The sequence below is a fragment of the Dictyobacter halimunensis genome (genome assembly GCF_036245075.1).
Genome location: NZ_BSRI01000002.1, coordinates 2109881 through 2133804, shown reverse-complemented (window position 1 = coordinate 2133804; position 23924 = coordinate 2109881). Strand labels below are relative to the sequence as shown.

Below are 23924 nucleotides of genomic sequence, written 5' to 3'. Positions count from 1 at the left end.
ATTAGTTATCAAAGATGTTGCCCATGAAGTTGCTCTGGCCGCCGGCCTGGGGCGATCCTTCGGCGGTGGGAGGATGGTAGGTCATGGACTGGATGCCGACGCGGCCGGGTCCGATAAAGCGGTTGAGGGTGAATGACGCGCCCGCCATGAGTCCTCCAATGGCGCCCAGGATGCCTCCTCCTCGCTGTGAGCCTGCTACGGTGGTCATCTGCATCTGGACCGATGGGTCCTTCCAGAGCCAGGCGCCGGGCTCTACGTCGATCGCTTCGCCGGGGGCGAGCATCTTCTCGAAGACATTGCCGTAGCCATGGAGGAGAACCATTCCTTCGCCGTTGACGGCCGTGAACTGATCAATAAAGAGGCCGGTACGGCTGAAGAGGATGTTGGCTGCTCCCTGGACAAAAGTGAAGTTGTAGTCGACGTTGCTAGTGGCGACCAGGAATTGATGTTCGCGTACCTCGACCGTTTGCCCATGCTGGAGACGTAGCGCTACAACCTGCCCCACAGAATCGCGTGAGAACGAAATATTGCCCGGTCCCTGGGCTTCACTGATAAAGACCTGCAGGCCAGCAAAGAAACGCCGTGCCGCGCCCCTGAGCGATTTAAAGCCGATCTGAACCCCCGGATGTTTCCAGAGCAGGATATGATGCTCAAAGTAGACGGATAGCTGGTTGCCAAGCATGATATCAACAACCGGGACCAGCTCGCCATCGATACTGATGGTCATGTCTGCGATGCGCAATGGCCCTTTCGGGTTGTGCACTTCAGCCTTGGGGACCGAGTTGCCGAACATACTGTTGGTATATTCTTCAAACTGATTGGGTGGTGTATATGCACCCTGTGGTGCGTTCCCATAACCACCCGGCTGGGATGGTGGACCGTTGTAGGGGCCAGGTTGGGATGGTGGATTGTTGTAGGGGCCAGACTGCGAGGGTCCTTGAGGCCCCGGGCCTCCATTAATAGGTGCACCACACGATCCACAAAATTTTACGCCATCGGCAATCGGATTGTGGCAGCGAGGACAGATCATTAAATCCTCCTTATGATAGACCAGTTCAAGGTAATGGAGAGAAATTGTCGGGCGGAGATATCCTATTTGTGTTCTGGATATACTCTCATTTTGATAATAGCAGTGTTTGTATGAAGATACAAGAGGGTCGTGATATGGTGTGAGGGCGCGTGCGCCCTCACACCATATCACGATACAAAAGAAGAGCATGACAAACCCTGAGCGCCCAGCGCTCAGGGTTTGTCATGCTCTTCTTTTTGTATCGGTCTTCTTAGAGAACGAAGCTGTCAGCCAGCGGGCTGCGCGCATTGTTATTGTTGTCGCGCTTGTCACCGTTCAGGTTTACCTGAGGCTGACCATTGGTCTGGCGCCCATTGTTATTGTAGGTGCCACTGCCGCTACCCGAGGGGGGCAGTGCGGGCGGCGTATTCTGCATACCCTGCAGGCTCTGCAGGGCTGCCTGAGACTGGCCTGACTGGCTGGAGGAACCAGACTCGGTTGCGAGCTGGATCGTCTTACCCTCAATTACCACAGCAATACCAATACCACGGCGAAGATCGGCGAGTTGCCTGCGCAACTCGCGATTCTCGGCCTCTAATGCGTCCATTAACTTTTTCTGCTCAAGCAGCATCTGAGCGATGCCTTCAAAACCAGCGCTAGCAGCACGATCCATCATGGATTCCTCCTGCGTACTTTCCGTACCCACTAAATCTAGAACAAAATCTCCCATCACAGCGCCACGTCCTCCCAACTTTATTGTGCCTGGCCTAGCCTAACAGTGGCACAACTCGATCCCAAATTGCCGCCGCAACGCCGGTCTTGGGCATTACAGGCAAATCTTCCATGCCACCATTTGCATGGAAGATGAGCACCTTATTGGTGTCTGTGCCAAAGCCACTATCTGAACGCGAAACATCGTTCGCGACCAGCATATCCAGTTGCTTTTTTTGTAGTTTGGCCCGGCTATGTTCAATAAGGTGTTCTGTTTCGGCTGCAAAGCCAACGCGTATCAGGCGCCGCTTTAACTGTGGGCTGGATATGCCGTCGTGTTGGGCGCCGGCATGGCCACCATCAGCGAGTAACCCGGCGAGTTCGGCCAAAATATCTGGATTGGGTACCAGATGAACCGAGAGCTCACCTTTTTCGTGTTGCCCCGCAACCTTATTGTCAGTCTTCTTAATTTTCTGTGTTGCAGCCTGAGCTGGGCGAAAATCCGCCACGGCAGCACTCATTATAAGAGCATCCGCATCAGTAATAAGGGCGTACACGATGTCACGCATTTGCAGCGCTGTCTCGACCTGGTGCAATTCCACCCCATAAGGAGCGGGTAATGCAACGGGTCCCGATATTAATATAACGTGTGCGCCGCGATCTCGTGCTTCAATCGCCAGGTTATAGCCCATTTTTCCTGATGAACGGTTCCCAATATAGCGTACCGGGTCGATTGGCTCCTGTGTTCCACCTGCCGTGACGATCACACGGCGACCCGCGAGGTCGCCCTTTTGTCCCAGCGCCTGTTGAATGGCACCCAGCAGGGTGGCGGTTTCAGGGAAGCGACCGATGCCGATCTCGCCGGAGGCGAGTCGACCGACTTCTGGCTCGACGATAAAGGCGCCTCGCTCACGTAGTGTAGCCAGGTTTGCCTGTGTCGCCGGATGCGTGTACATGTTTGTGTGCATCGCTGGTGCCAGGAGTAGTGGTGCTTTGGTAGCCAGTGCCACGGCTGTCAGCATGCTATCTGTAAGCCCGTAAGCCAGTTTAGCAATGGTGTTGGCGGTTGCTGGCACAATTACCAGCAGCTCTGCCTCTTCAGCCAGTTTTATATGTGTCTCGGCGGCTTCTCCCGAGGCCTCCCAGAGGTCGCTATACACGCGCCGATGGCTCATGGTTGCGAATGTGAGTGGACGGACGAATTCTTCCGCGTGCTCTGTCATAATTACATCTACAATCGCGCCGGCCTGTTGCAGTTTGCTGACCAGGTCGACCGCTTTATATGATGCAATTCCCCCACAGATTCCTACGATAATGCGCCTATTGAGTAACATGGCTAGCCTACTTGTTTCTGTTGGTTCACCAGCTATGCTGGGTCACTGCTACAATAGCATATCGAAATGTTTGGCGGCAAGGGTGATGCCAAGAAGTACCACTATATATTATCTACTATATATTATCTACTATACGCTTCAAGCAATGCTATTTACCATTGGAGTTCGAAATGTTGTCGCAGGGCTTGCTGTCCCGTTTCGGTGACGCAGAGGGCGCGACTGGTCGCGATGCGCTTGATCCAGCCGAGCTCAAACATGCGCCTGGTGAAGGCAGCCCCGGGCGCTCCCGCGAAGTGGTAGTAGCGTTCGCTCCAGTCGATATGGCGGGGAGCGAAAATGGGTTGACCTTTTTTGACGCGTATATCTGTGATGCCGAGATCACAGAAGCAGCGTTCACCTTCCCTGGAAAGCATATACCCATCTTCCAGTTCGATGAGTAGCGATTGCCTGATTAATGCCCGGGTAATCTCTACCCCTAGCTTGCCCGCGACATGATTATAGCATGTGCGTGCCCTGCGTACCGCCTCACCAACTTCCGCCTCGCGTAGTGAATGAATGGAGTGGGCCGGGGCAAAGGTTGCCAGTTCCTCGAGCACTTCTGTCAGAGCGGGATTCTTCATGCGAAAGAAGCGATGCCGCCCCTGCTTTTCAACGTTGATGAGGTCCGCATCCACCAGGCGGGCGAGATGTCCGCTGGCGGTAGATGGCGCTACGCGTGCCAGGCGCGAGAGCTCATTGGCTGTAAACGCGCGGCCATCGCTAAGGGCCATCAAAATATTCACACGGGTCGGGTCCGCGAGCAACGCCGCGACAGAGGCGATATTGGTATCACCAGTCATAGCAAAGTCTCCATATCGAGGACACTATAGATCCAGTTCTTTTCGATTTGTCTTTATTATACGTGCCAATACTTCGGCCGAACATGAACTATTTCCGCCTTATACTCAGAAGATCTGTATCGAAAAGATTCCAGGCCCAATTTTACCTCACTGATAAAGCAATGAAAATGGAGATAAAGCTTGATGAATACTTTAGTACGATCACATGCGGAGGAAAAGAAAGGTATAAAAAGTGCGATTGCGCTGAGCACCATTTGCCTGGGCTACTTTATGGTGATCTTAGACACGACCATTGTGAATGTCGCTTTGCCGAGTATTCAGCATGAGTTGAATGCTACCGTTACAGGATTGCAATGGGCCGTGGCGGGCTATAATCTTGTCTTTGCCAGTCTGCTGCTTACCGCTGGAGCGCTGGGCGATCGTGTGGGTAGTAAGAAGGTGTTTTCGTGGGGGCTGGTGCTGTTTGCGCTGGCGTCCTCAGCCTGTGGCGCGGCGCCGAACCTGTGGATTTTGCAGGGAGCGCGTGTGCTGCAAGGGGCTGGCGCGGCCCTGCTGGTCCCTAACTCGCTGGCCCTGCTCAACCATACATTTTCGACGCAGCGAGAGCGTGCCCGGGCCATTGGTTTCTGGGGGAGTATCGGAGGTATCGGCGCCATCTGCGGTCCCGTTCTTGGAGGATTCCTTATCCATGTCCTGAGCTGGCGCTATATCTTCTGGGTCAATGTGCCTGTAGCAGCAGTTGCCTTGCTGCTCACCCTGCGTTATGTCGTATCCGCGCCTCGCTTAGCGCAGCGGGAGCTTGATCTGGGGGCGCAGTTCACGGGAATAATCGCGCTGGCCGCGCTAACGCTCGTATTCATTCAAGGCAGCGCATGGGGCTGGCTCTCGTGGCCTATTCTGTTGTCCGACGCCGCCTTTGTGTTGTTCCTGGTCAGCTTCCTGATCATTGAACGGCGCGCGGCAAGTCCAATGCTGCCGCTTAAGCTATTCTCTGTACCAACGTTTTCCGCCGCCAACATGGTTGGATTCCTTACCAATCTCGGTTTTTATGGGCAGATGTTTGTGATCAGCTTCTACTTTCAGCAGGCGCGCGGTTATTCGCCTCTGTTAACCGGATTCGCGCTGCTGCCGGAGACCGGTGCTGTCCTGGTCGCGTCGCTGCTTTCAGGCAGGGTGAGCGGGCGTGTGGGACCATACTGGCCGATGGTGATTGGACAGGCAACGGGGTGTGTCGGCCTGCTCATGCTGGTAGTGGTACAGCCATCAACGAGCTTCCTCATTTTGAGTATCATGCTACTGGCCATCGGTTTTGGCATGGCTTTTACTATGCCCGCCATGACGACCGCCGTCATAGAATCCGCGCCCGCGGATCGGTCAGGTATCGCCTCCGCTGTCCTTAACTCAGGCCGGCAAATGGGGAGTGTGCTGGGCGTCGCCATTCTGGGATCGCTGGTGGGACAGAAAATGATCTCTATTCCTGGCATGCACGTCTCTATGCTGCTGGCTGGCGTGGCGTTCTTATGTGGCTGTATCCTCGCGCTGATCTTCGTAGATAGGAAGCTCAAGAAAGCTTGAGGTGAGTGACGTCGGTAAAGAAAGAGGATGGGTAGGCTGGCTAGCCCTACCCATCCTCTTTCTCGGCAAAGGGACGGTGGAACCTTGTCGATCGAAGTTTTGCTCCGAATCTCTTTAGGCTCGTACGTCTTTGCGTTTGAGGCACCAGGCGATGATCGCGGCCTGGATGAGAATCATGGCTGCGAGGGCGCCCCAGCATAGGAGAAGGTGGGCGACGGCCGGGCCATGGTTGCTTCCATCGATGGTCGTGAACAGGTTCGAGACATACGAGAAACTATCGGCGTTCAGTTTATCCCCATGGAGACCAACGGTGGTACCCATGGCAGCCATTGACCAGCGCGTGCTGAAGAACGCGCCCAATACCTGGAGAAATGGCGGCTTGTCAAGCGAGAAGATGACGCCGGCAAAGACGACCTGCGGGATGAGTGGCAGCGGAACGATACTCATGGCGCGGTCATTGTTGGGCACGATGGCTGAGATGAGCAGGCCGGTCATCAATCCCGCCAGCGACGTCAGAGCCATTGTGACGTATATCTCCAGGAACGGCGGCAGCAAGACGCTGTTGCGGTACGGAGCGACGATCGAGACCATAAAGACCAGGATCAGACTCTGGACCAGGCTAAAGGTACCCAGGACCGCGATCTTGGAGAAGAGGTAAGGGACGATGCCCAGGTTGACCGAACGTTCGCGCCGGTAGATGGCGGCCTCTTTCACAATTTCGCGTGAGCCATTGATACAGCCAAACATGATGGCGGCAAAAGACATGATGAAGAGTACCTTCTGCGCATCCGTGCCTGAGCCAGGCAGGATATCTTGCTTCAGATAGTCATTCGCGCTCATGTTCTTCTGCTGGAGCATCTGCTTACCCTGATCGGTTTTCAGGAAGTCGACGACAACCTGGCAGTTATCGGTCGGATGCGATGTTGGGTCCAGCATATTGACGCGGGCTACGCAGGTCGCGACCTTGTTACTGTTAAATGCCCCGTGCCCGGTGAGGCCGAGCAAGAGCAAGCCAATAATCGGCGCCTGCAGGATCAGGATAGCCAGGTTGACGCGGTCATTGATGATCAGCTCTATATAGCGCATACAGAGCAGAACAAACTGTTTGAAGGGATTGCCGCGTTTCGGTGGATTGATCGGTGCCGCCGGGGCACTGCGATGGGCGTTGCCGGCGGGTCCCTGCTGGATCGTTCCCAACACGTAGCGTCCGTAGTCTGGTGACTGCTTGAAACGGGCTTCCGCCTCCGCCGGAATATTGGGATTCTCATCTGTAGGCTCAAGGGCGCTATAGATCTCAGCGAAATCGGTCTTACCGAAGTAGGCTTTGGCGTCATTGGGCGGCCCAAAGTACGCCAGCTTACCACCCTGACAGAGGAAGCAGATATAGTCGCAGGCGTTGATATTATTCGTCGCGTGCGTCACCAGCACAATGGTATGTCCTTTATCCGCCAGTTTACGCAGCAGGAGCATCATCTTACGATCCAGGCCCGGATCAAGTCCCGAAGTTGGCTCATCAAGGAAGAAGACACTGGGATTGGCCAGCAGTTCGAGCGCGATCGAGACACGTTTGCGCTGTCCACCCGAGAGCTTGCTGACCAGCAAACCGCGACGATGCTTCATCTCCACATCTTCCAGCACATCATTGATGCGCTCCTGGATCTGCTGCTCCGTAAAGTCCTGCGGCAGGCGCAGCCGTGCGGCATAGTAGAGGGCGCGCTCCACGGTCAGATCGCGGTGGATAATATCATCCTGTGGAACATAACCCAGCTGGGTGCTAAAGGAGGCCAGATTGCGATAGTAGTCCTGTCCATTATAGAGCACCATGCCTTGCTGAGCCGGGCGCAGACCATTCAAAGCATCCATCAGCGTAGATTTGCCGGCGCCGGAGCCACCGACCAGAGCCACAAATTTACGCGGCGGTATGGCAAAAGAGATGTCGTTGAGCAGAACGACATGTTTATTGCCCTCTTTTTTCAGGTTTAGCGCATCGATACGGATGCCATAGCTTTCATCCTGCTGGGTAAGGACAGTACCCGTATAGGTGAGCTTGAATGGACCGATGCGAATGATGTCGCCCTGATTGAGAACCTGGTTGCTGACGCGCTGTGTATTGACGTAGACATGGTTTGTGCTGCCCTGGTCAATAATGCGATAGCCGCCGGGCATCTGTTCCAGGCGAGCGTGATGGCTGGAGACCTGTGGATGTTTCAACACCACCATGTTATCTGGCGCACGACCAAAGGTAATAACGGGCGCGCCCAACTGGATGGGCTGTAGCTCAGGCACCACGTCCTGTACCTGTCCACTACCGTCATTGAAGGTCAGAGAAACGAACGTACCGTTGGCGTCGCTGATACGGAAGACATCACCACGTGTCAGGACGCGGCGGAATGGCTGCTGTCCACCAATGGTTTGACCCTGGAAGGTTAAACCATTCAGGGTGTGTCCCCGTTTGGGATTAGGATGGATGAGAACCAGTTGATTCCCCTCGCGTACAATTTGAGCATGGAAGCTCGAGACCGTCGGACGATTGATGACGATCGTATTTGATGGGTCTCGACCGATATCAAACACCTGACGATCCGGAGTCAAGGGATAGGAATGCCTTTCCTGATCGGTATTAGTACTGACCTCAAGGGTGGGAATCCCCTGGCCTGGCGCTCCCGAAATGGAGGTGCCATCGAGGGAACCACGCTGGGTCGCGGTAGCAATAGGGTCATCTGCCCCATATGCCGGTGGTGCGTAGGCGTTGGCCTGGTTAAAAGCGGCCGGACCGAAATTCGCCTGCGGTTGCTTCTCCGGTGGTTGATTGGATGGCGCCGGGGGACGCTGTGGATTAGGCGCCTGGAACGCTGGATTATTGACCGGATTAGCATACGCGGGCGGTACCGCTGGTGGCGCCGGATTGGGCGCTGAGCCGCGTTCCGTCACCGGTGGTGTCGGGCGCGCACCCTCGGCGACCAGAAACAGAAAGGTTGTTCCCTGTCCCAATCCGATCGTGTCGCGATCGTTTAAGGGGGACTGATTAACCTCGCGTTGATTGAGCGTGATCGAGTTCTGCGCGGCGGTCTTTTTGATTGACCAGACACTGCCATTCCACATGATCTGGGCGTGGTGACGGGATACAGATAGATCTGAAATAACGATATCATTGCCAGGTTCACGCCCTAAGTTCGTGATGGGCTTGGTAATGTTAAAAGATCTGCCGGCCAGCGAACCGGTCAGGAACTGCAGAGAACCAAGCACCGCAGGGTTGTTTACCACATCCATGAATGAAACTGTACCATGGTTTGTCTCATCGTAATGAGACGTACAAACCATGGCCCTCCTTTCTGGGTGAGCAGGGTTGATGTCAATAGAAAGCGGGCTGACAGCACGTAAAGTAAGAAGACAAAATCAGGCCATAGGGATGAAAAAGAAATTTATATCTGGAACGTCATCCGTTTTCTATTCACGTGCCATTATACTTAGGCTCCTTTGTTATGACAAGCGAGCGTTTCAGGGTGTTACCTGTTTTGCCTTCTTAATATTAACGCTGCCAGTACTCACATCTAGGACAAGAGTTGCGAGCGGTGTAGATGCGGCGGAAGGGTTAAGGGGGCCATGGTAACTGACAGGTCCTCCGTTATTGGTGACGGGAATGGGAAAATCACTGTGGATCGCGCCAATGTTGGTGTTGGCGTCCAGGGTGAGATTGGTATTGGCGGGCAGTGTGGCCGTAATGGTGCCGGTCTCGTTGCGCAGCGTATAGCGGGCGCTGGCTTGTGCGTCGGTGGGCATAAACAGGAAGCCATCGAAGCTTATATTGCCCTCACCCGTCTCGATCTGAGAGCCATCGGCTATAATGGCGTGGGTGACATTGACATTGCCGGTTTCATCGTGGAGCTTGAGAATGCCGCTGATCCCCGCCACCGAGACGTCGCCTCTGGTGGCCTCGACATTGACGGCCAGCGAAGGATGATCGGTGGTTTGAATGGCAGCCGCGGGCAGGGTGATGGTGAGGTCGACCTGGTTATCCGTCGGTTTGGGTAAGGTCACATTTACCAGCAGCGCATTATTCGGGCTGGCCGTAGCGGTAGGGGTACCACTGGCGCCTGGCGTCGGCTGCGTGCTGGCGCAACTGGATGCTTTACTGCTCGTTGCCGGTGGTTGAATATCGACCGTTACCTGTTTGAAGAGGGCGGTGGCGGCCGCCTCGTCGGTAGCCTGGACCGTTTTCAGGGCCGTTACTTTTGTTGTCGTCGCCGCCGGATCAACCTGCAGGCTGACATTGCCGATCTTGTCACAGACCTGGATGCTGCTGAATGGTCCCGCACCGGCATCCTGCGTGATGGTCTGCTTAAACGGTTTGGTTGTGGGGAGTCCCGGCAGCCCACTGAGATGGCCGTTGTTCTGAATCGAATTGATGCCGAGAAAGACCAGCAGGGCCATAACGCCAACGACCAGTAAGATCCCGATGAGGCAGCCCACCAGCAGGGCCGGCCAGACGCGCTGCTTGCGAACTGGGGTTACGCGGCGCATCCGCTGCGGTGGCTGGCGACGAGGACGTTCTGGTGGCGTATCTCGATATGCTCGTGAGCGGCGAGGAACATCTGGATGGGTTCGGCCAGGAACGCGACGTGGGCGTGGCAGAGGTTCTTCATAATCCTCATAGCCCTCATAATCATCTTCATAGATATAGCGATTCTCCACAAAATTATCCTCGTCTTGAGGATGCCAGCCATTGTGGGAATGATTATTTTTTCCTCTGCCCATAGCTGCGGCTTGCCTCGCTTTCCTGTACATATGGCTGATCGGTATGATGAATAGAGATGTTTGCAGAAGCGGTATCGTCTGCATGTTGCTGGTCCAATGGTGTGCGCGGTTGCTTTCCCTCCAGCCAGAGGGCCGGGAGGCAGGCCAGCACACAGAGGATGCCGGCAGCCAGAAAGATACTGGTATAGACGGTGTGCGCGGCATCTGTGATGTAGCGAAAATAGAGAGCGTTATAGGCAGGACTCAATGGGGGCGCCGAAGCCGGGGCCTTGAAAAGAGCGACCAGTTCTCGGAAGCGGCCCAGTCCCCAGGATGTCAGGGCCGCCAGCCCCAGGATCATCCCGATCATGCGCGCGATCGTTACCACGGATGAAGCCATGCCCAGTTGTCGCGAATCTACCGCGTTGACCGCCGTCGTGCTGAGTGGCGCGATCACCAGTCCCAGGCCGAAGCCGCTGCTGAGCGCGCCGGCCGTAATCAGGGTCCAGTCGATCGTCAGCGGCCACAGATGCATCAGCCAGAAGCCCAGCGCGGCACAGAGCAGCCCTATGATCGCCGTCCAACGGCAGGTTAAGCGCTGACAGAGCCAGCCGCCCAGCAACGCGCCCACGGGGATCAACGCCGTCAGATGCAGCAGGGCCCAGCCGCTCTGCATCGAATCCTGATTATAGACGGTGAGGAAGAAAATAGGGATATCAACCATGGCGATGATCAGGGCGGACCCGATCAAGAAGCTGGTCAGCGCGGCGGCGCTAAAGGTGGCTTTGTGGAAGAGGGCCAGATCCAGAACCGGCCAGTGGCCGCGCCGGGCCAGGAAGTGTTCCAGGGCGATAAACACGGCCAGCAAGACCATAGCAGCCGCCAGCAGCGCGTAATTATTGTGGACATTCCCCGTGGCCCCAGCCGGTCCAGGCGTGGCGGTAAAGAGCGCCGCTTCCTGTGCCAGTCCCAGACTCAGACAGAGCAAGGAAGCGCCCAGCACGAGGGATCCCGGCCAATCGATGCGCCTGGTTCCGACAGCGGGGAGGTCTTGTTGCCGTTGGGACGGCGGCACAAATAGCAGGATCAGCGCGAGGAGCAGGGCCACAAGCGGGAGATTGATATAAAAGATGGCGGGCCAGTTCCACCGCTGAACCACAAATGAGCCATAGAGCGGACCCAGCATGCCGCCAGCCTCGGTAACCATGCCGACCAGTCCCAGGACGATGCCACGCCGTGCGAAGCCATAGAAATCGGCCGCCACTGCCATCGCCACCGGGACGACCGCGCCGCCGCCAATGGCTTGCAGGAAGCGCGCCATCACCAACCAGACGAGGCCGGGATAGCTGGTATCGATCCCCAATGGCTGCAGGAACGCCAGCGGCACATGCTCGCCCAGTTGCGGCGCCGGGCCACACAGCAGCGATCCCAGTGCGAAGATACCCAGGCAGAGGGTGAGGATCAGGCGGCGCCCATAGAGATCCGACACACGCCCCATCAATGGCATTACAATGACATAGCCGAGCAGATATCCACTGACCACCCAGGCGGCTCGATCCAGCAGCATCGGAGGCAAGCGTAGATCCGTAATGACCTGTGGCAGTGCTGTTACTACAACCGTCTGGTCCAGGGCTGTCAGAAAGACCGCGCTACAGACCGCGAACAGGGCCAGTGGCGCGACATACCGCCTGCTAGTCACGATCGTTTCCTCGCTTTCTTTCCTCTTATCTATGCGGGCCGCTGTCATTACTTACGATGACGCGGTGTTATAATTTCGGCTCCTGGATGGTGACCGATTCATCGAACTGCGACAGCGTAAACAGGCGCAGCGTCTGGGGCGTGTCGCCCTGTATGACGATCCCCTGTATCTGAATCTGATATGGCAGGTAATCGGTCTGGCCGATGCAGACATTGGTGGTGACATCACCTGTGGGCGGCGTATCTCCACCGGTGATCGCGGCCAGGTAGAGGGTAGATAGTTTGCCGCCCAGGTACCAGCAGGTGCGATCATCGACGCTACTGGCGCTGGCATGACCTGGATGTTGCAGGTTGCCCAGCATCGCTGGAACGCCTGTTTGCGGATCAGAAAGGGTGCGCGGGTCCAGCAGGTCGTTGGTGCGCTTCCAGGCGCCGGTCACGGGGTCGGTATAATATTCTCGATCTTTCACAGCCAGGATCTGCACCTGGATGGCGGTATTATTCACCGTTCCATCGGCTTTGGCCTGAAGCTTATCCGGCAGCACAATATCTCCCTCTGCCTTCGTCACCAGCATAGAGTCGCCCGCACCCGAGCCGGGATGTTCAGTTGTCAACTGAAAGTGGTAGGACTTTACCTGCTGGATAGCATGCTGTGATCGACTGATCAACGTACTGGTAGCTGGCGGAGGAGATGTGGTTCCCGTGGTGCCACAGGCGGTCTCAACAAGCAGCATAAAGATAAGCAGGATTCCGCTAATCAGGCAAGATGGGAGAGATGGCCGTCCCTGTTTTCGCATGGATAGAAAAACTCCTCGTGGCATAGGGTGTTGCTTATTGAGAGCACTCCGAATATCCATTGTACCATATAGGGAGAGGTTTTCATGCGTGGAGGGGAAATCGGGCGCGGGATTGGGGGAATAATCGGACGCGAGGTCCGAACCTATGGGAGGGGGAATGCGCGGGAGCGCATTTCCCCTCTTCGTTGCATTTTGTATTTTGGATTAACTGCTACGGCTGGCGCGGGTGACGAAATCGTTGGGCGTTGGTTGAATATTTTCTACAAAGTAGGCGTTGACGGTGGCACCGATCAAGGTCACCAGCGAGATGATATAGAAGAAGATCATGAAGATCAGCGCGAAGGCGATCTGGCTGACAATGCCGCTGGTATATGAGCGCGTATAAATTGGGAACAGAACGAGTCCGATTTGCAGCACAATGGCGGCGGCAATTGAGCCTGCCACGCTGGCACGCAGACGATTTTTAACGGTGCCTTTGCGGTTAGGTATAAAGGTATAGATGATCTCGAACAGTAAAAATGAGACGATCAGGCTACTGATAATACCGACAACCTTGTTGAGTATGTTCGCACTGGCGCTCAGCGGGGAGCCCTGCAGAAAACCCAGCAATTGCTCTGGTATCACTGAGGTCAGCACTAGCAATGGTGTTAGTACCATAAACACCAGTACCATGATGATGGCCATGATATTTTTCTGTTTGGCTGGACGTTGTGGGACGCGATAGATGATATCGAAGCACGCCTCCAGCAGTGTAAACAGACGTGAGCCAAAGAAGATCGCCGCCACTACGCTCAGGAAGATCCAGATACCAGAGCTTTGCGAGAATTTTTGCAGAGCCGACGCGGTGATCTGGGAGGGTAGGACCTGTGGTGGTAGCATACCCTGTAGATGCTTGATAAACTGATCCCTTGCATGCCCATTCATGGTACCGATGACGCTGCCAACGATCGCCACCAGCAGCATGCCCAGTGGGATGACCGATGTGACCAGACCAAAGGTCAACGCCTGCGTGAGGTGGAGAGACCAGTCGTGGTAGAACTTCTTGAAAAAGTTTTTGCCGTCTTTCGTACCCGATTGAATGGTCTGATTGGCATCAGAAGCCATTTCACGAGCCTTCGCTTTGGCATCCTGGCCAGATGATTGGCCGGATGCCGGCTGGGTAGAGGCCATTATAATTCCTCCGTTGTGTATACTATGCGTAATAGTCTATTTAGGCAGATGGATCACGCATAGCGAATGAATTGAATCACCATAGCTATTCCATGTATATCGATGCGTTATTTAACTCTGGCTTAACAATAATTTCACGGATGAACTTGTCCAATCGTTTCAAACTCATCAGAAGCAACCTTTTCAATATTTTCGTCACACGTTATAATATGGTGAATTGCGAAATTGTAAACGCCGCTTGGGCGTACATCACTCAGCAGTTGCACCATGGTAGTTCAGGGGACATGCTGGCCTCCCGGGCGCCTGCGCTCATTTCATTGAATAGCATGCATGCCATCGATCACAAACACCAGGTTGCGTAGGAGCAGTAGATATGGCCAATGTCGAGGAATCACACTTTCTGATCCGCTTCTGGGGAGTACGTGGAAGCTATCCAACTCCTGGTCCCCACACGCTGCGCCATGGGGGAAACACATCCTGTGTTGAGATTCAGGCGGGGGGGCATACACTTATTTTTGATGCTGGAAGTGGCATTATCGGCCTGGGTTCTGCTCTATTGCAGCATACTGAGCCGCAAGCATCTTGTGACGTAGCGCTATTTATTACCCATGGGCATGGTGATCACCTGATCGGCTTCCCCTTTTTCTCGCCTCTCTTTGATGCCCGCACCAATCTCCATCTCTTTGGCCCTCAGCTTGCCGGACACAAAATTGAAGACCTGATTGTGCCGCTTATGTCCCCGCCTTATTTCCCGGTAGATGTACGCCAGTTGCCATCCAGGCGTACATTTCATACCATTGTAGACGATCAGTGTATCAGTTGGTCGCGGGACGAGTCGGAGCCAGGGGTCACCCCTGGGGCGCGCACCGCGTCAGGAAGGTCGGCCGATGAGCCCAGGGTGCTGACTCGCTTTACTACCAGTCATCCTTTGAATGGTGCTATTATTTATCGTATAGAGTATAAAGGGCGTGCCGTCGTGTATGCGACCGATGTTGAGTGGAGCAATGGGGTCGAACAAGAGCTGCTCGATTTCATTGAAGAGGCCGATGTGCTGATTCACGACGCGCAGTACACAACCACTGATTATCAGAAAGAGAAACAAGGCTTTGGCCATAGTACCGTTCTGATGGCGACTGAGGTTGCGCGGCTGGCGCACGTCAAAGAGTTGATCCTGTTTCACCACGAACCGACATACGATGATAACCAATTGGATATGATGGAAGCGGAAGCCCGGGTCCATTTTGTACGGACGCGCTCCGCTTGCGAAGGTATGGAAATCGACCTGCTAGCTTGAAAGAACGAGTGAGTGAATGATAGACGTAATTTTATCGTTAATGATAATCCTCTCTTTTCTAGGAGCGATTATTCTGCATGAGTGGGCTCATGCCCAGATGGCATCCTGGCTGGGGGATCATTCGTCGAGCACGCTGGAGCGCAGGAGCTGGAGACTCGGCTCGCATATTGATCCGGTTGGTACATTGCTGTGTATAATCCTCGCCTTTCTATCGTACGCCGGACTGGGCTGGGGACGCCCGGTCAAGCCCGATCCATGGAAGATGAAGGTTGGCGCCAACACAGGCGTACTGCTGGTGGCCTGCGCGGGTCCTATCTTTAGCCTGATTATTGGACTGGCTGTTGCCGCCCTGACACGCCTGCTGATCCCGGTCGTTGGCGGCAATATCGCGCTCAACTTTGTGATGAAGCTGTTGACGGCGTTCGCTACTGTGAATGTGGGCCTGGCCATCTTAAATATCATTCCTCTCTATCCACTGGATGGATATCAGATCGTTTATACACTGTTACCCAGTAAGCAGGCGGTCCAGTTTTCGCGGTCGGCTGCTTATGGACCCTTTATTCTTTTAATTGTGTTTTTCTTCCTGCCGTTTATCGGCCAGTTTGTGGGTATGGCTGATATTTTGAACCTGGCCACCGATATTCGAAATATTTCCCTGTTCCTGACCTCACAGGCGGCGGGAGCGTCACTGGTTCAGTACTTCGTCTATCCCCACTAGGGGAGACTCCACCGGTAAATATTAAGATATGCGTGACACATCATTGATGACAACCATACACTATCGTTTGCGACAGGTACGCCAGCAGCTCGGTTTTGAGCGACCCCTGAGCACCTCTGACTACATCGAGGTCGAGCGCTGGCTACCGACTTCGGCCCATGCTCTATTTCGTAGCATGACGGTGGCGGATCAGCAGCATAGCCTGCGCGTCTGCCGGGGTCTGCAAGAGCGGGGATGCCAGGAGCGGGATATGCTGGCGGCCGCTTTATTGCATGATGTTGGCAAAGCCGAGGGGCGCGTCCCTTTCTGGACACGTCCAACGATTGTACTGGGAAAGCGCCTGCTGCCGGAGCTCTTGCGGCGTAGCGTCGTGCCGCCAGGTCAGATCGAGCACGATCGGGTTCCGCGCTGGCGACGCTCGCTCAGCTATGCCTGGCATCATGCCGAGGTAGGCGCGCTGCTGGCCGCGGCCGCCGGTCTATCAGAGCGGGCCGTCCTCTATATTCGCACTCATCATCAGCCCCATGGACCAGCGGCGGAGCTCCACCTGGTCGACGAGGTATCCTGATGTCAGCAGAGCGAGCCACCAGTGGTACAGCCGTCCTGACAGGGGAACAGCCAGAGCGCCAGGACCGCTACGTCGTCCACCTGCCAGTGTTTGAAGGTCCCCTTGATCTGCTGCTGCACCTGATTGAGAAGCGGCAGATGGAGATCACAACCATCTCGTTGGTCGCCGTCACCGATCAATATCTGGAACAGATCCACACCTGGGAGGAGCAGAACGCGCTTCCGCTGGCTAATATGGCCGCCTTCATCTCGATTGCCGCGCGGTTGCTCTTCATTAAATCGCAGAGTTTATTGCCCCAGGCGCCGCGTGAGCAGCAAGGCGCCGAGAGCGATGGTGTGGCCCTGGTCAATGAGCTGCAGCAGCACCTGGCCGAATACAAGCTGGCTAAAGATATCGCCCGTACACTGCGGGAGCGTGAAGAGCAGGGCCTGCAGACATATAGCCGCTCAAGTCTGCTGGCCGGTATCGAAGCACAACTGGCATGGGCCCCGCCCACCCTGACGGGACTGGAGACCCAGATGCTCGCACGCTCGTTTCAACGGTTACTGGAGATGAAAGGCAAAGAGCCCACCGGGGGAACAGAACTGCTGCCGACGGCTCGTGTCCGCGTCAGCGAGCGCATCAATGAGATCCGCGACCGTCTTACCGAGCGGCCGAGCATTCAACTCTCTGAAATCCTCGCACACGAAACCTCGCGCCTGGTGATTATCGTCACCTTTATCGCTATCCTCGAACTCTGGAAATGGGAGCGCATCAATATCCAGCAGGACACCCTGATGGGCCCCATCCTCCTCACCCGTGGCGCCCTCTGGTCCGAAGAATGGCTCGAATTGATAGATGATTAAATGCAAGGGATGAGGTGCAGACGTCGACCAGACGCGCGTCTGCACCTCATCCCTTGCATTTTGACGAAACTTGACAGTGTGTGGCTCAAGTTTTATACTGTAAGGACAGTAAAGCTTGTTATATCCCTATGTCAAAATGAGATAAACATAGTAAGTAAGGAGCGATTCAAACGCAATGGAAGAGCAGCAGGATAGAGCCGCTGAACAGGCGAATAAGATAGATCAACAAAACAACAATGGCGGAGATCAGAATGCGGAGCAGCGCATTGCTGAACTGGAGGCCCAGCTCGCCCAGGCGAAGAAAGAGGCGGCGGAGAACTGGAATAAGTATGTGCGCGAGCGCGCCGACTGGGAAAACTTCCGCAAGCGCCAGGAGCGCCTGGTAGCTGATCGCGTTCTCTATCAGAAAAAAGCGGTCTTCAATAAGCTATTAGAGGTGTTGGACAATGTTGAGCGAGCCCTGGTATATGAAGAGACCATGGATAAGACGCAGTTGCAACATACGCTCCACATGCTTCAGTGGCAGATGAATGAAGTCCTACGAGGTGAAGGGCTCAACGCCGTCCCGACCGTGGGTGAGTCGTTCAATCCTTACCTGCACGAGGCTGTAGAAGCGGTTGAGGATAGCGATAAGCCAGATGGGACCATCATAGAAGAGTTGCGTAAAGGTTACACCATCGGTGAAGAAACTCTGCGCCCCGCCCGTGTCAAAGTAAGCGTTGGTAGTAGCAAGTAAGTTAGATCCCATGGTCGTGTTGATGGAGGTACGATCGTGCCTCATTTACAATATTCTGTAAGAGGGCTGGGATATGGATTATAAAGATTATTACAAAATATTGGGTGTGGCGCGAGGTGCGAGCTCGGATGACATCAAAAAAGCCTTCCGTAAACTGGCTCGTAAGTATCATCCTGACGTAAACCCCGGTGATAAAAAGGCTGAAGAGAGATTTAAAGAGATCAATGAGGCTTACGAGGTACTCTCAGATGCCGATAAGCGTAAGCGCTACGACACGCTGGGCCCGAACTGGCAGGAACAGTTTGGTTCCGGCTTCCCTGGTGGCACGCGCCGCACGTACACCTATGGTGGCGGCGGCGGTGGGCGCAACCCCTTCGACTTTGATGGCGGCGGTGCCAGCGGCTTCTCTGATTTCTTTGAGGCTCTTTTCGGCCGTAGCGGGATGGGTGGAGCGCGCACTGCCGGTGCCAACGGTATGCGCGAGGATCTGCGTCGACGCGCGGGCGACAGCATTGAGCAGCCGGTTGAAGTGACCTTGCAAGAAGCCTACATGGGTGGTTCGCGTACCTTCAGTATCCAGTCCACCGAGATCTGCCCCACCTGTCATGGGACCGGCGAGGTCAATAGCCGGGTCTGTGCAACCTGCTCTGGGCAGGGACAGGTTCCCAGGAACAAGCGCATCCAGGTAAAGATTCCTGCCGGGGTCGACAATGGTTCTAAAATTCGTGTGGCGGGTGAGGGCCAGCCCGGCATCGGTGGTGGACCGCGTGGCGACCTGTTCCTGGTCATCAGCGTGAAGCCCGATAGCGTGTTTGAACGTAAGGGAGACGACCTGTACGTGCCCGTCAATGTCGACCTGGTCAAGGCCATGCTCGGCGGCGAGGTTGCAGTCCCCACGCCAGATGGTCGTAAGCTTTTACTCACCATCCCATCGGAAACGCAGAATGATCGGCAGTTTCGCCTGACTGGTAAAGGCATGCCACGCTTGCGTGGAGAGGGGAGTGGCAACCTCTACGCCCAGGTCAAGGTTGTGTTGCCCATGCACCTCTCATCGGAGGAGCGAGAGCTGTTTGAAAAACTGGCGCGTAGTCGAGGCGTTGAAGCACATTCCTAAAGCAACAAAGGAGAGTGAGAAGAGATGCCTGAGGACGGTAATGGTGCCTGGTATATTATCAGCGTTGCTGCCCAACGGGCCGAGGTGCACGAGCAAACCTTGCGTCACTATGAGCGCCTGGGATTGATTGCACCCGCCCGTAAAGGCAATAGCCCGCATAGCCCACGACTCTATTCGGATCACGATATTGAGCGCGTCATTCATATCCGTGGCTTGATGCGCGACCTGGGGGTTAACCTGGCCGGCGTGGAAGCGATCCTGCACATGAAGGATCGTATGGAGCGCATGCAAGAGCAGATGACGCAAGAGATGCTCCAGATGCGTGAGCAGCACGCTTCGGAGACGCGCCGCCTGAAAGATATTATTGAGCGGCTACAAAGGGGCTCATTGCCGTAAATGAGCCCCTTTGTAGCGCGCAGGTTATTTATATGTGCTGGGATAAGATGCATTGATGCCCTGTTCGCGCTTAGCGCGAACAGGGCATCAATGCATCTTATCCCAGCACATCACTTTATATTTAGGGGTTGGAGGATGGTGGGGTGTCAGGAAGCAGGTGGCGCTGCATTTTGAGGGCTATGACCCTGCTCGCGGCTTCATCCAGGCGCGACTTCGAGAGTGTGCCGTTGTTAAGTGCGGTCTTGATGGCGTCGACCATACTTCTCATGCTGGCGGGATCGCCTGGGCCCAGCAGGAGGTCGTTACCGGCTTTGAGGGCCATCACGCCCGCCGTACCCAGATCCAGATGTTGCCCATTGACCTGCACACCTAGCATGGTCAGCGCGTCCGTGACCGCTACCCCTTGATAGCCCATCTCCTTACGTAAGATCTGGGTCATGAACGTCGGCGAGAGCTCGGAGATATATGTCGGGTCGATAGAGGGCACCAGCACATCAGTAGACATAATGATACCAGGTTGTTCCATTTTGTCGTTGGCATGGATAAAATGCTGGAAGGGAGCCAGGTCGATTTTATAGACCTGATCCTTCGTGTGGTTGACGGTTACAAAGACGGCGTGCGGATCAGTCGACTTGGGGGCCCCTCCCAGGCCAGGAAAATGCTTCATGGTAGCGATTACGCCGCCTGTTTGCATGGCTTTGGTGTAGGGGCCGACATATTTGATCACATCATCCGGTGTGCTGCCAAAGGAGCGTGCATCATAACCGATGTAGCCATCATCCGTCGAGACATCCACATCGGGCGCGAAATTGGTATTGATGCCAACCGAGAGTAGATCGTGGGCGACCTTTGTTCCCTCGTTGGCGGCCACCGTTGTGCTATTGCTATCGTGAATATCCTTGGCTGAGAGGCGTGGAGGATAAATATTGGTCAGCCGATGGACGTTCCAGCCTTCCTCGTCGGCAGAGATCAGCAGTGGTGTCAGGGCTCGCTGTTGCATATGCGTGGTATCTGCTTTGGTTTGCTCCAGCGTATTGATCTGGCGTTGATACATGATGACGCCGCCAGCATGGAGATCATGGATCATCGTATCCAATGATGGTGAATAGGAATCCTCAGAATACTCGACCATCATGATCTGGCCGATCTCCTCATCGAGGGACATACGTGAGACATAGAGATAGGCCAGCTGCTGTTCCTTCATATGATCGGTCAGGTGGCGCAGGTTATCGATCTGCTGACTACTCAATGGGGGAGTTACAAAGCTGCCACTATTGGCCTTCCCGTTGTTCGCACTGCTATTCACGATGCCTGCTATGTGAGCTGGCAGGAAACGCTGTCCCAGGATGCCACCGGCGATCACCAGCAGCGCAATCAGAACCAGCCCCACCGCCAGCAGTGGCTTGATCCGCTTACGACCGTTGCGCCGTTTACCCGTGGGCGCGCTCTGTAAGGGCAACGGGTTGACAGCATTAGCGGACAAGTCGTGTTTTTCAGGCGCTTGCGTTGCAGTCTGTTGGAACGAAAAGAGGCCAGAGGATGGCGGGGTCCCGGACAACGGCGGCCTTCGCGCGGCCGATAAGCCTTCGGGGGAAGGCGCAGGGCGAGCCGGCAGGTGCAGTGGTTGCATGGGAGAACGCGGTGGAGTCGGTGGTATACCCGCGTGGGAAGGTATATTCCAGGCAGGCGCGCTACGTTCGCCCCCTGGTTGAGGATTGAAACCTCTATGTTGTGGCGTATCGCCATTCGATGAGTCGAATGGCGATGTATGATCAGACATTCTTTATAATCCTTTTAATCGCCCTCAGCGACTACCTGCTTTCTTTTTCCGATTGCGTGACCGTTGCTGCACACGTTTTGTATGTGGTTCTTCTACTTGTTGTAACGCATCAGCATTAGAGATAGTTGCTGTGCTTTCAGCGGAATGTTCTTCAAAGGTTGCCTCACCGGTATGGATCTCTGAAGGCGGTGGGGGGATTTCGACTGATTGATCCGGCGTGATCGCGCCGGGTTCTTCAGCCACAACTGGTGCTTCTTCCCCATTCACCGTAGATACATGTTCGGTTTCAGGCAGTTCCTGCGCATCCTCCTCAGTGGTGGGTCGAGTGTGGTCAGGATCAGCGATCGTCGACGGATCTGTAGCTACTTCTGTATCCTGCGCATCCGACGTTACTGTGGCAGCGGTCGGGGCCTTCTCGGTCTCAAGGGTTGCCTGCTCTGGATCGACATCTGTATCAGAATAGTGTTTCTCAACAGGAATTGCAAGCTGATCTTCACTTTGGACGGCTTCCGCAGGTATCTCCTCATCGGTGACCGTCTCTACCGGGCTGGCTATATTGTCTTGAGCAGCATCATCCTCGTTGATCGTCGAGGTATCAGCAAGCTCTGTATCGCTTCCTTCAGCATGGGCAGGATCCGCATTGCCCACTTCTGAAAGCTCTTGAGACTCTCCCGGTGTATCTAGTACTTCTGGTGCTGTCTCGTTATGCCCGAATGCACCAGCGGCATCGGCTTCAGCGGGATGACCGGGTGTGCTGTCAGCGATCTCAGAAGAGAGAGAGGCGCGGGAGATCAACGCTGTCGCGTCAGAGTCCAGGTTAAGGTTAGCCTCGGTATGGGGGACCAGCGACACCTGAGGGATGCGCTGTGTTTCCGACTCCATCTCTTGCTGGGTGCTCAAATCCTGTGAATTGGCTGGTATCGGGATGGACTGTTGCTGTTCGGGTTGATCGAGTGTCCCCTGCATCTGAGACTGTGGCACATAGGGACGCAGGTGACCCGTGTAATGCTTGCCGATAGCCGGGAGTGCGGTCGCGGTATCGTCATCATCGAACTCATCATCGGCCTGATCCTGGCGGGGTGATTTGGCCAGCTCTTTGGTATATGGCCGTGCCGAAGGGATATCTTGCTTCTGTTCTCCCAGCTTACCGGAGGTGCGTGCTGGCTGCTCGCCCGCATCGTCAAATTCTTCCATGAAGTTAATGGTGGATTGACGACGAATGCGCGGAGCCGAAGCCCGTACGTTAGGGACCACCGAGGCGGGCAGCAGCGAATAATCAAACACAACCTTAATGGCCCGGCTATCCGCCTTCTTGTACGCGGTTGACAGTGCATTTTGATAGTTATCCAGGGCGAAATGATGGGTGATCAGTTGTTCAGGAGTAATGCGACGCTGCTGCATCAATTCGCAGGCCACGCGGAAGGTCGAGGTCTGGTCGTGGCTGCCTATAGGCCAGTATTCAGTGCCGTGATGCAGGCTTCCCAGCAGCGAGATCTCATGCTGCCAGAGCGGTGTCAGATCGATACTCATTGGCTCCAGGTTCAAGCCGACCAGGACGATGGTACCGCGCGGACGAGTCCAGCGCAGGGCATGGTGTAGCGTATTGTGATGGAACGGACTGCGTTTCTGGCCCACAGTATCATAGATCACGTCGTAGCCGCCCTGTAGCGTCTTATTGCCGAACATGCCGTTATAGAGCTTTGCGTTGGTGGCATGTTGTACGCCCTCATAGGCATCGCGTGGATAGATAATATGGGCCGCGCCCAGGCGTGTAGCCTGCTCAACCTGGAACGTATAGCGAGCCAGCACGCTGATCTCGCACTGCGGCACCAGGGCACGCACGATCTGCTGCACCAGCAGGCCGACGGTGCCCGCGCCAATAATCAACACACGGTCGCCGGGACGAGGGAGGTGGCGCAGGACCGCGTGCAGGGCCACCGCTACAGGTTCCAGCATCACGGCCTGCTCATCGGTCAGGCTGGAGGGCACGCGAAACAACTGTTGCTCATGCAATAACATCTCCTCGCTCCATCCGCCGCCGAGGGGTTGGGGAGCCAGGAACGAACCATGATCGCAGAGATTATAATTGCCGTCAGAGCAGGCGTCGCACAGCGGCTGAACGCCCGCGGTCACACAATTGGGCCGCCACTGCAGCGCAACGCGGTCGCCCACGTTCACCTGCTGCACATCATTACCGATCTCAATCACCTCGCCAACCACTTCATGGCCGGGGTAGAACCGCTTCTGGGCCGGCCTGGCAGCTGCCGCAACCCGCTGATTGCTGCCTCCTCGATAAAGCAGATGGAGATCGCTGCCACAGATGCCGGAAAGGCGATTGCGTACTCGCACCCAGCTACTCTCGGGCAGAGATTGGCGTGGAGAATTTTGGACTTGTAATGGCGAATACGACGAAAAATAAATATTAGGATAAAAACGACCCAGAATCTGCGTTAGCAGAACCTTTTTCTGGTCGAGGTCCATTGTAGAGGTCCACATAGCGATATCTTACCTTTATCTGGGTGGCTATAAGTGTCATTATTCCTACAACCATAATACCCTTTTTTTACTTCAGGCAGTGTATCATGGTAAACCAGCGATGGTCAATC

19 protein-coding genes are annotated in these 23924 nt (G+C 55.2%); 8 read left to right on the top strand and 11 right to left on the bottom strand.

Going from position 1 to position 23924, the window contains the following annotated elements; translation table 11 throughout:
• Position 1 precedes the first annotated feature (1 nt).
• From AABA21_RS22940 to AABA21_RS22925, 4 genes are all read right to left on the bottom strand, one after another.
• Positions 2–1030: an AIM24 family protein gene (locus tag AABA21_RS22940; RefSeq protein WP_338253927.1), complete on the bottom strand. Its 1029-nt coding sequence runs from the start codon at positions 1028–1030 to the stop codon at positions 2–4.
• A gap of 250 nt (positions 1031–1280) precedes the next feature.
• A complete protein-coding gene (locus tag AABA21_RS22935) occupies positions 1281–1685 on the bottom strand; it encodes a hypothetical protein (RefSeq protein ID WP_338253926.1) in 405 nt (134 codons plus the stop codon).
• Between the two features lie 91 nt (positions 1686–1776).
• The gene (gene coaBC / locus AABA21_RS22930; protein ID WP_338253925.1) at positions 1777–3054 is read right to left on the bottom strand and encodes a bifunctional phosphopantothenoylcysteine decarboxylase/phosphopantothenate--cysteine ligase CoaBC; all 1278 of its coding nucleotides are present in this window, start codon (positions 3052–3054) and stop codon (positions 1777–1779) included.
• Positions 3055–3206: 152 nt separating this feature from the next.
• Positions 3207–3893, bottom strand: a complete 687-nt coding sequence (locus AABA21_RS22925; RefSeq protein ID WP_338253923.1) for an ArsR/SmtB family transcription factor — start codon at positions 3891–3893, stop codon at positions 3207–3209.
• Between the two features lie 183 nt (positions 3894–4076).
• Between AABA21_RS22925 and AABA21_RS22920 the strand changes: the two genes are divergently transcribed.
• Positions 4077–5468, top strand: coding sequence for an MFS transporter (locus AABA21_RS22920; protein WP_338253922.1), 1392 nt, complete (start codon positions 4077–4079; stop codon positions 5466–5468).
• Between the two features lie 114 nt (positions 5469–5582).
• Here the strand turns inward: AABA21_RS22920 and AABA21_RS22915 are convergent, their stop codons facing one another.
• The 5 genes from AABA21_RS22915 to AABA21_RS22895 all read right to left on the bottom strand — a co-directional run bounded on the left by AABA21_RS22915 (position 5583) and on the right by AABA21_RS22895 (position 13867).
• Positions 5583–8789: an FHA domain-containing protein gene (locus AABA21_RS22915; RefSeq protein WP_338253921.1), complete on the bottom strand. Its 3207-nt coding sequence runs from the start codon at positions 8787–8789 to the stop codon at positions 5583–5585.
• A 177-nt stretch (positions 8790–8966) separates the two neighbouring features.
• On the bottom strand, positions 8967–10160 hold the full coding sequence (locus AABA21_RS22910) for a DUF4097 family beta strand repeat-containing protein (RefSeq protein WP_338253919.1): 1194 nt from the start codon (positions 10158–10160) through the stop codon (positions 8967–8969).
• 43 nt (positions 10161–10203) lie between these two features.
• Positions 10204–11901: an MFS transporter gene (locus tag AABA21_RS22905; protein ID WP_338253917.1), complete on the bottom strand. Its 1698-nt coding sequence runs from the start codon at positions 11899–11901 to the stop codon at positions 10204–10206.
• Between the two features lie 67 nt (positions 11902–11968).
• The gene (locus AABA21_RS22900; protein WP_338253916.1) at positions 11969–12697 is read right to left on the bottom strand and encodes an LppX_LprAFG lipoprotein; all 729 of its coding nucleotides are present in this window, start codon (positions 12695–12697) and stop codon (positions 11969–11971) included.
• A 204-nt stretch (positions 12698–12901) separates the two neighbouring features.
• Entirely contained in the window at positions 12902–13867 is a 966-nt protein-coding gene (locus tag AABA21_RS22895; protein ID WP_338253915.1) for a YihY/virulence factor BrkB family protein, read from the bottom strand.
• A 373-nt stretch (positions 13868–14240) separates the two neighbouring features.
• Here AABA21_RS22895 and AABA21_RS22890 point away from each other — a divergent pair, with 373 nt between their 5' ends.
• The 7 genes from AABA21_RS22890 to AABA21_RS22860 all read left to right on the top strand — a co-directional run bounded on the left by AABA21_RS22890 (position 14241) and on the right by AABA21_RS22860 (position 19538).
• The gene (locus AABA21_RS22890; RefSeq protein ID WP_338253914.1) at positions 14241–15161 is read left to right on the top strand and encodes an MBL fold metallo-hydrolase; all 921 of its coding nucleotides are present in this window, start codon (positions 14241–14243) and stop codon (positions 15159–15161) included.
• 16 nt (positions 15162–15177) lie between these two features.
• On the top strand, positions 15178–15879 hold the full coding sequence (locus tag AABA21_RS22885; RefSeq protein ID WP_338253913.1) for a site-2 protease family protein: 702 nt from the start codon (positions 15178–15180) through the stop codon (positions 15877–15879).
• 28 nt (positions 15880–15907) lie between these two features.
• Positions 15908–16447, top strand: coding sequence for an HD domain-containing protein (locus AABA21_RS22880; protein WP_338253911.1), 540 nt, complete (start codon positions 15908–15910; stop codon positions 16445–16447).
• A complete protein-coding gene (locus AABA21_RS22875; RefSeq protein ID WP_338253910.1) occupies positions 16447–17292 on the top strand; it encodes a segregation and condensation protein A in 846 nt (281 codons plus the stop codon). The genes AABA21_RS22880 and AABA21_RS22875 overlap by 1 nt, the downstream gene beginning before the upstream one ends.
• A 175-nt stretch (positions 17293–17467) precedes the next feature.
• On the top strand, positions 17468–18028 hold the full coding sequence (locus AABA21_RS22870; RefSeq protein ID WP_338253909.1) for a nucleotide exchange factor GrpE: 561 nt from the start codon (positions 17468–17470) through the stop codon (positions 18026–18028).
• Positions 18029–18101: 73 nt separating this feature from the next.
• Positions 18102–19142, top strand: coding sequence for a DnaJ C-terminal domain-containing protein (locus AABA21_RS22865; protein WP_338253908.1), 1041 nt, complete (start codon positions 18102–18104; stop codon positions 19140–19142).
• A gap of 24 nt (positions 19143–19166) precedes the next feature.
• Positions 19167–19538: a MerR family transcriptional regulator gene (locus AABA21_RS22860; RefSeq protein ID WP_338253906.1), complete on the top strand. Its 372-nt coding sequence runs from the start codon at positions 19167–19169 to the stop codon at positions 19536–19538.
• 121 nt (positions 19539–19659) lie between these two features.
• Here the strand turns inward: AABA21_RS22860 and AABA21_RS22855 are convergent, their stop codons facing one another.
• The gene (locus AABA21_RS22855; RefSeq protein ID WP_338253905.1) at positions 19660–21318 is read right to left on the bottom strand and encodes a glycoside hydrolase family 3 protein; all 1659 of its coding nucleotides are present in this window, start codon (positions 21316–21318) and stop codon (positions 19660–19662) included.
• Positions 21319–21342: 24 nt separating this feature from the next.
• Positions 21343–23814: a zinc-dependent alcohol dehydrogenase gene (locus tag AABA21_RS22850; RefSeq protein WP_338253904.1), complete on the bottom strand. Its 2472-nt coding sequence runs from the start codon at positions 23812–23814 to the stop codon at positions 21343–21345.
• Between the last annotated feature and the right edge of the window lie 110 nt (positions 23815–23924).

Coding starts and splice junctions, on each gene's coding strand:
- AABA21_RS22940 (WP_338253927.1), bottom strand. CDS start 1,030: ATGATCTGTCCTCGCTGCCACAATCCGATTGCCGATGGCGTAAAATTT.
- AABA21_RS22935 (WP_338253926.1), bottom strand. CDS start 1,685: ATGATGGATCGTGCTGCTAGCGCTGGTTTTGAAGGCATCGCTCAGATG.
- coaBC (WP_338253925.1), bottom strand. CDS start 3,054: ATGTTACTCAATAGGCGCATTATCGTAGGAATCTGTGGGGGAATTGCA.
- AABA21_RS22925 (WP_338253923.1), bottom strand. CDS start 3,893: ATGACTGGTGATACCAATATCGCCTCTGTCGCGGCGTTGCTCGCGGAC.
- AABA21_RS22920 (WP_338253922.1), top strand. CDS start 4,077: ATGAATACTTTAGTACGATCACATGCGGAGGAAAAGAAAGGTATAAAA.
- AABA21_RS22915 (WP_338253921.1), bottom strand. CDS start 8,789: ATGGTTTGTACGTCTCATTACGATGAGACAAACCATGGTACAGTTTCA.
- AABA21_RS22900 (WP_338253916.1), bottom strand. CDS start 12,697: ATGCGAAAACAGGGACGGCCATCTCTCCCATCTTGCCTGATTAGCGGA.
- AABA21_RS22895 (WP_338253915.1), bottom strand. CDS start 13,867: ATGGCCTCTACCCAGCCGGCATCCGGCCAATCATCTGGCCAGGATGCC.
- AABA21_RS22890 (WP_338253914.1), top strand. CDS start 14,241: ATGGCCAATGTCGAGGAATCACACTTTCTGATCCGCTTCTGGGGAGTA.
- AABA21_RS22885 (WP_338253913.1), top strand. CDS start 15,178: ATGATAGACGTAATTTTATCGTTAATGATAATCCTCTCTTTTCTAGGA.
- AABA21_RS22880 (WP_338253911.1), top strand. CDS start 15,908: ATGCGTGACACATCATTGATGACAACCATACACTATCGTTTGCGACAG.
- AABA21_RS22875 (WP_338253910.1), top strand. CDS start 16,447: ATGTCAGCAGAGCGAGCCACCAGTGGTACAGCCGTCCTGACAGGGGAA.
- AABA21_RS22870 (WP_338253909.1), top strand. CDS start 17,468: ATGGAAGAGCAGCAGGATAGAGCCGCTGAACAGGCGAATAAGATAGAT.
- AABA21_RS22865 (WP_338253908.1), top strand. CDS start 18,102: ATGGATTATAAAGATTATTACAAAATATTGGGTGTGGCGCGAGGTGCG.
- AABA21_RS22860 (WP_338253906.1), top strand. CDS start 19,167: ATGCCTGAGGACGGTAATGGTGCCTGGTATATTATCAGCGTTGCTGCC.
- AABA21_RS22855 (WP_338253905.1), bottom strand. CDS start 21,318: ATGTCTGATCATACATCGCCATTCGACTCATCGAATGGCGATACGCCA.
- AABA21_RS22850 (WP_338253904.1), bottom strand. CDS start 23,814: ATGTGGACCTCTACAATGGACCTCGACCAGAAAAAGGTTCTGCTAACG.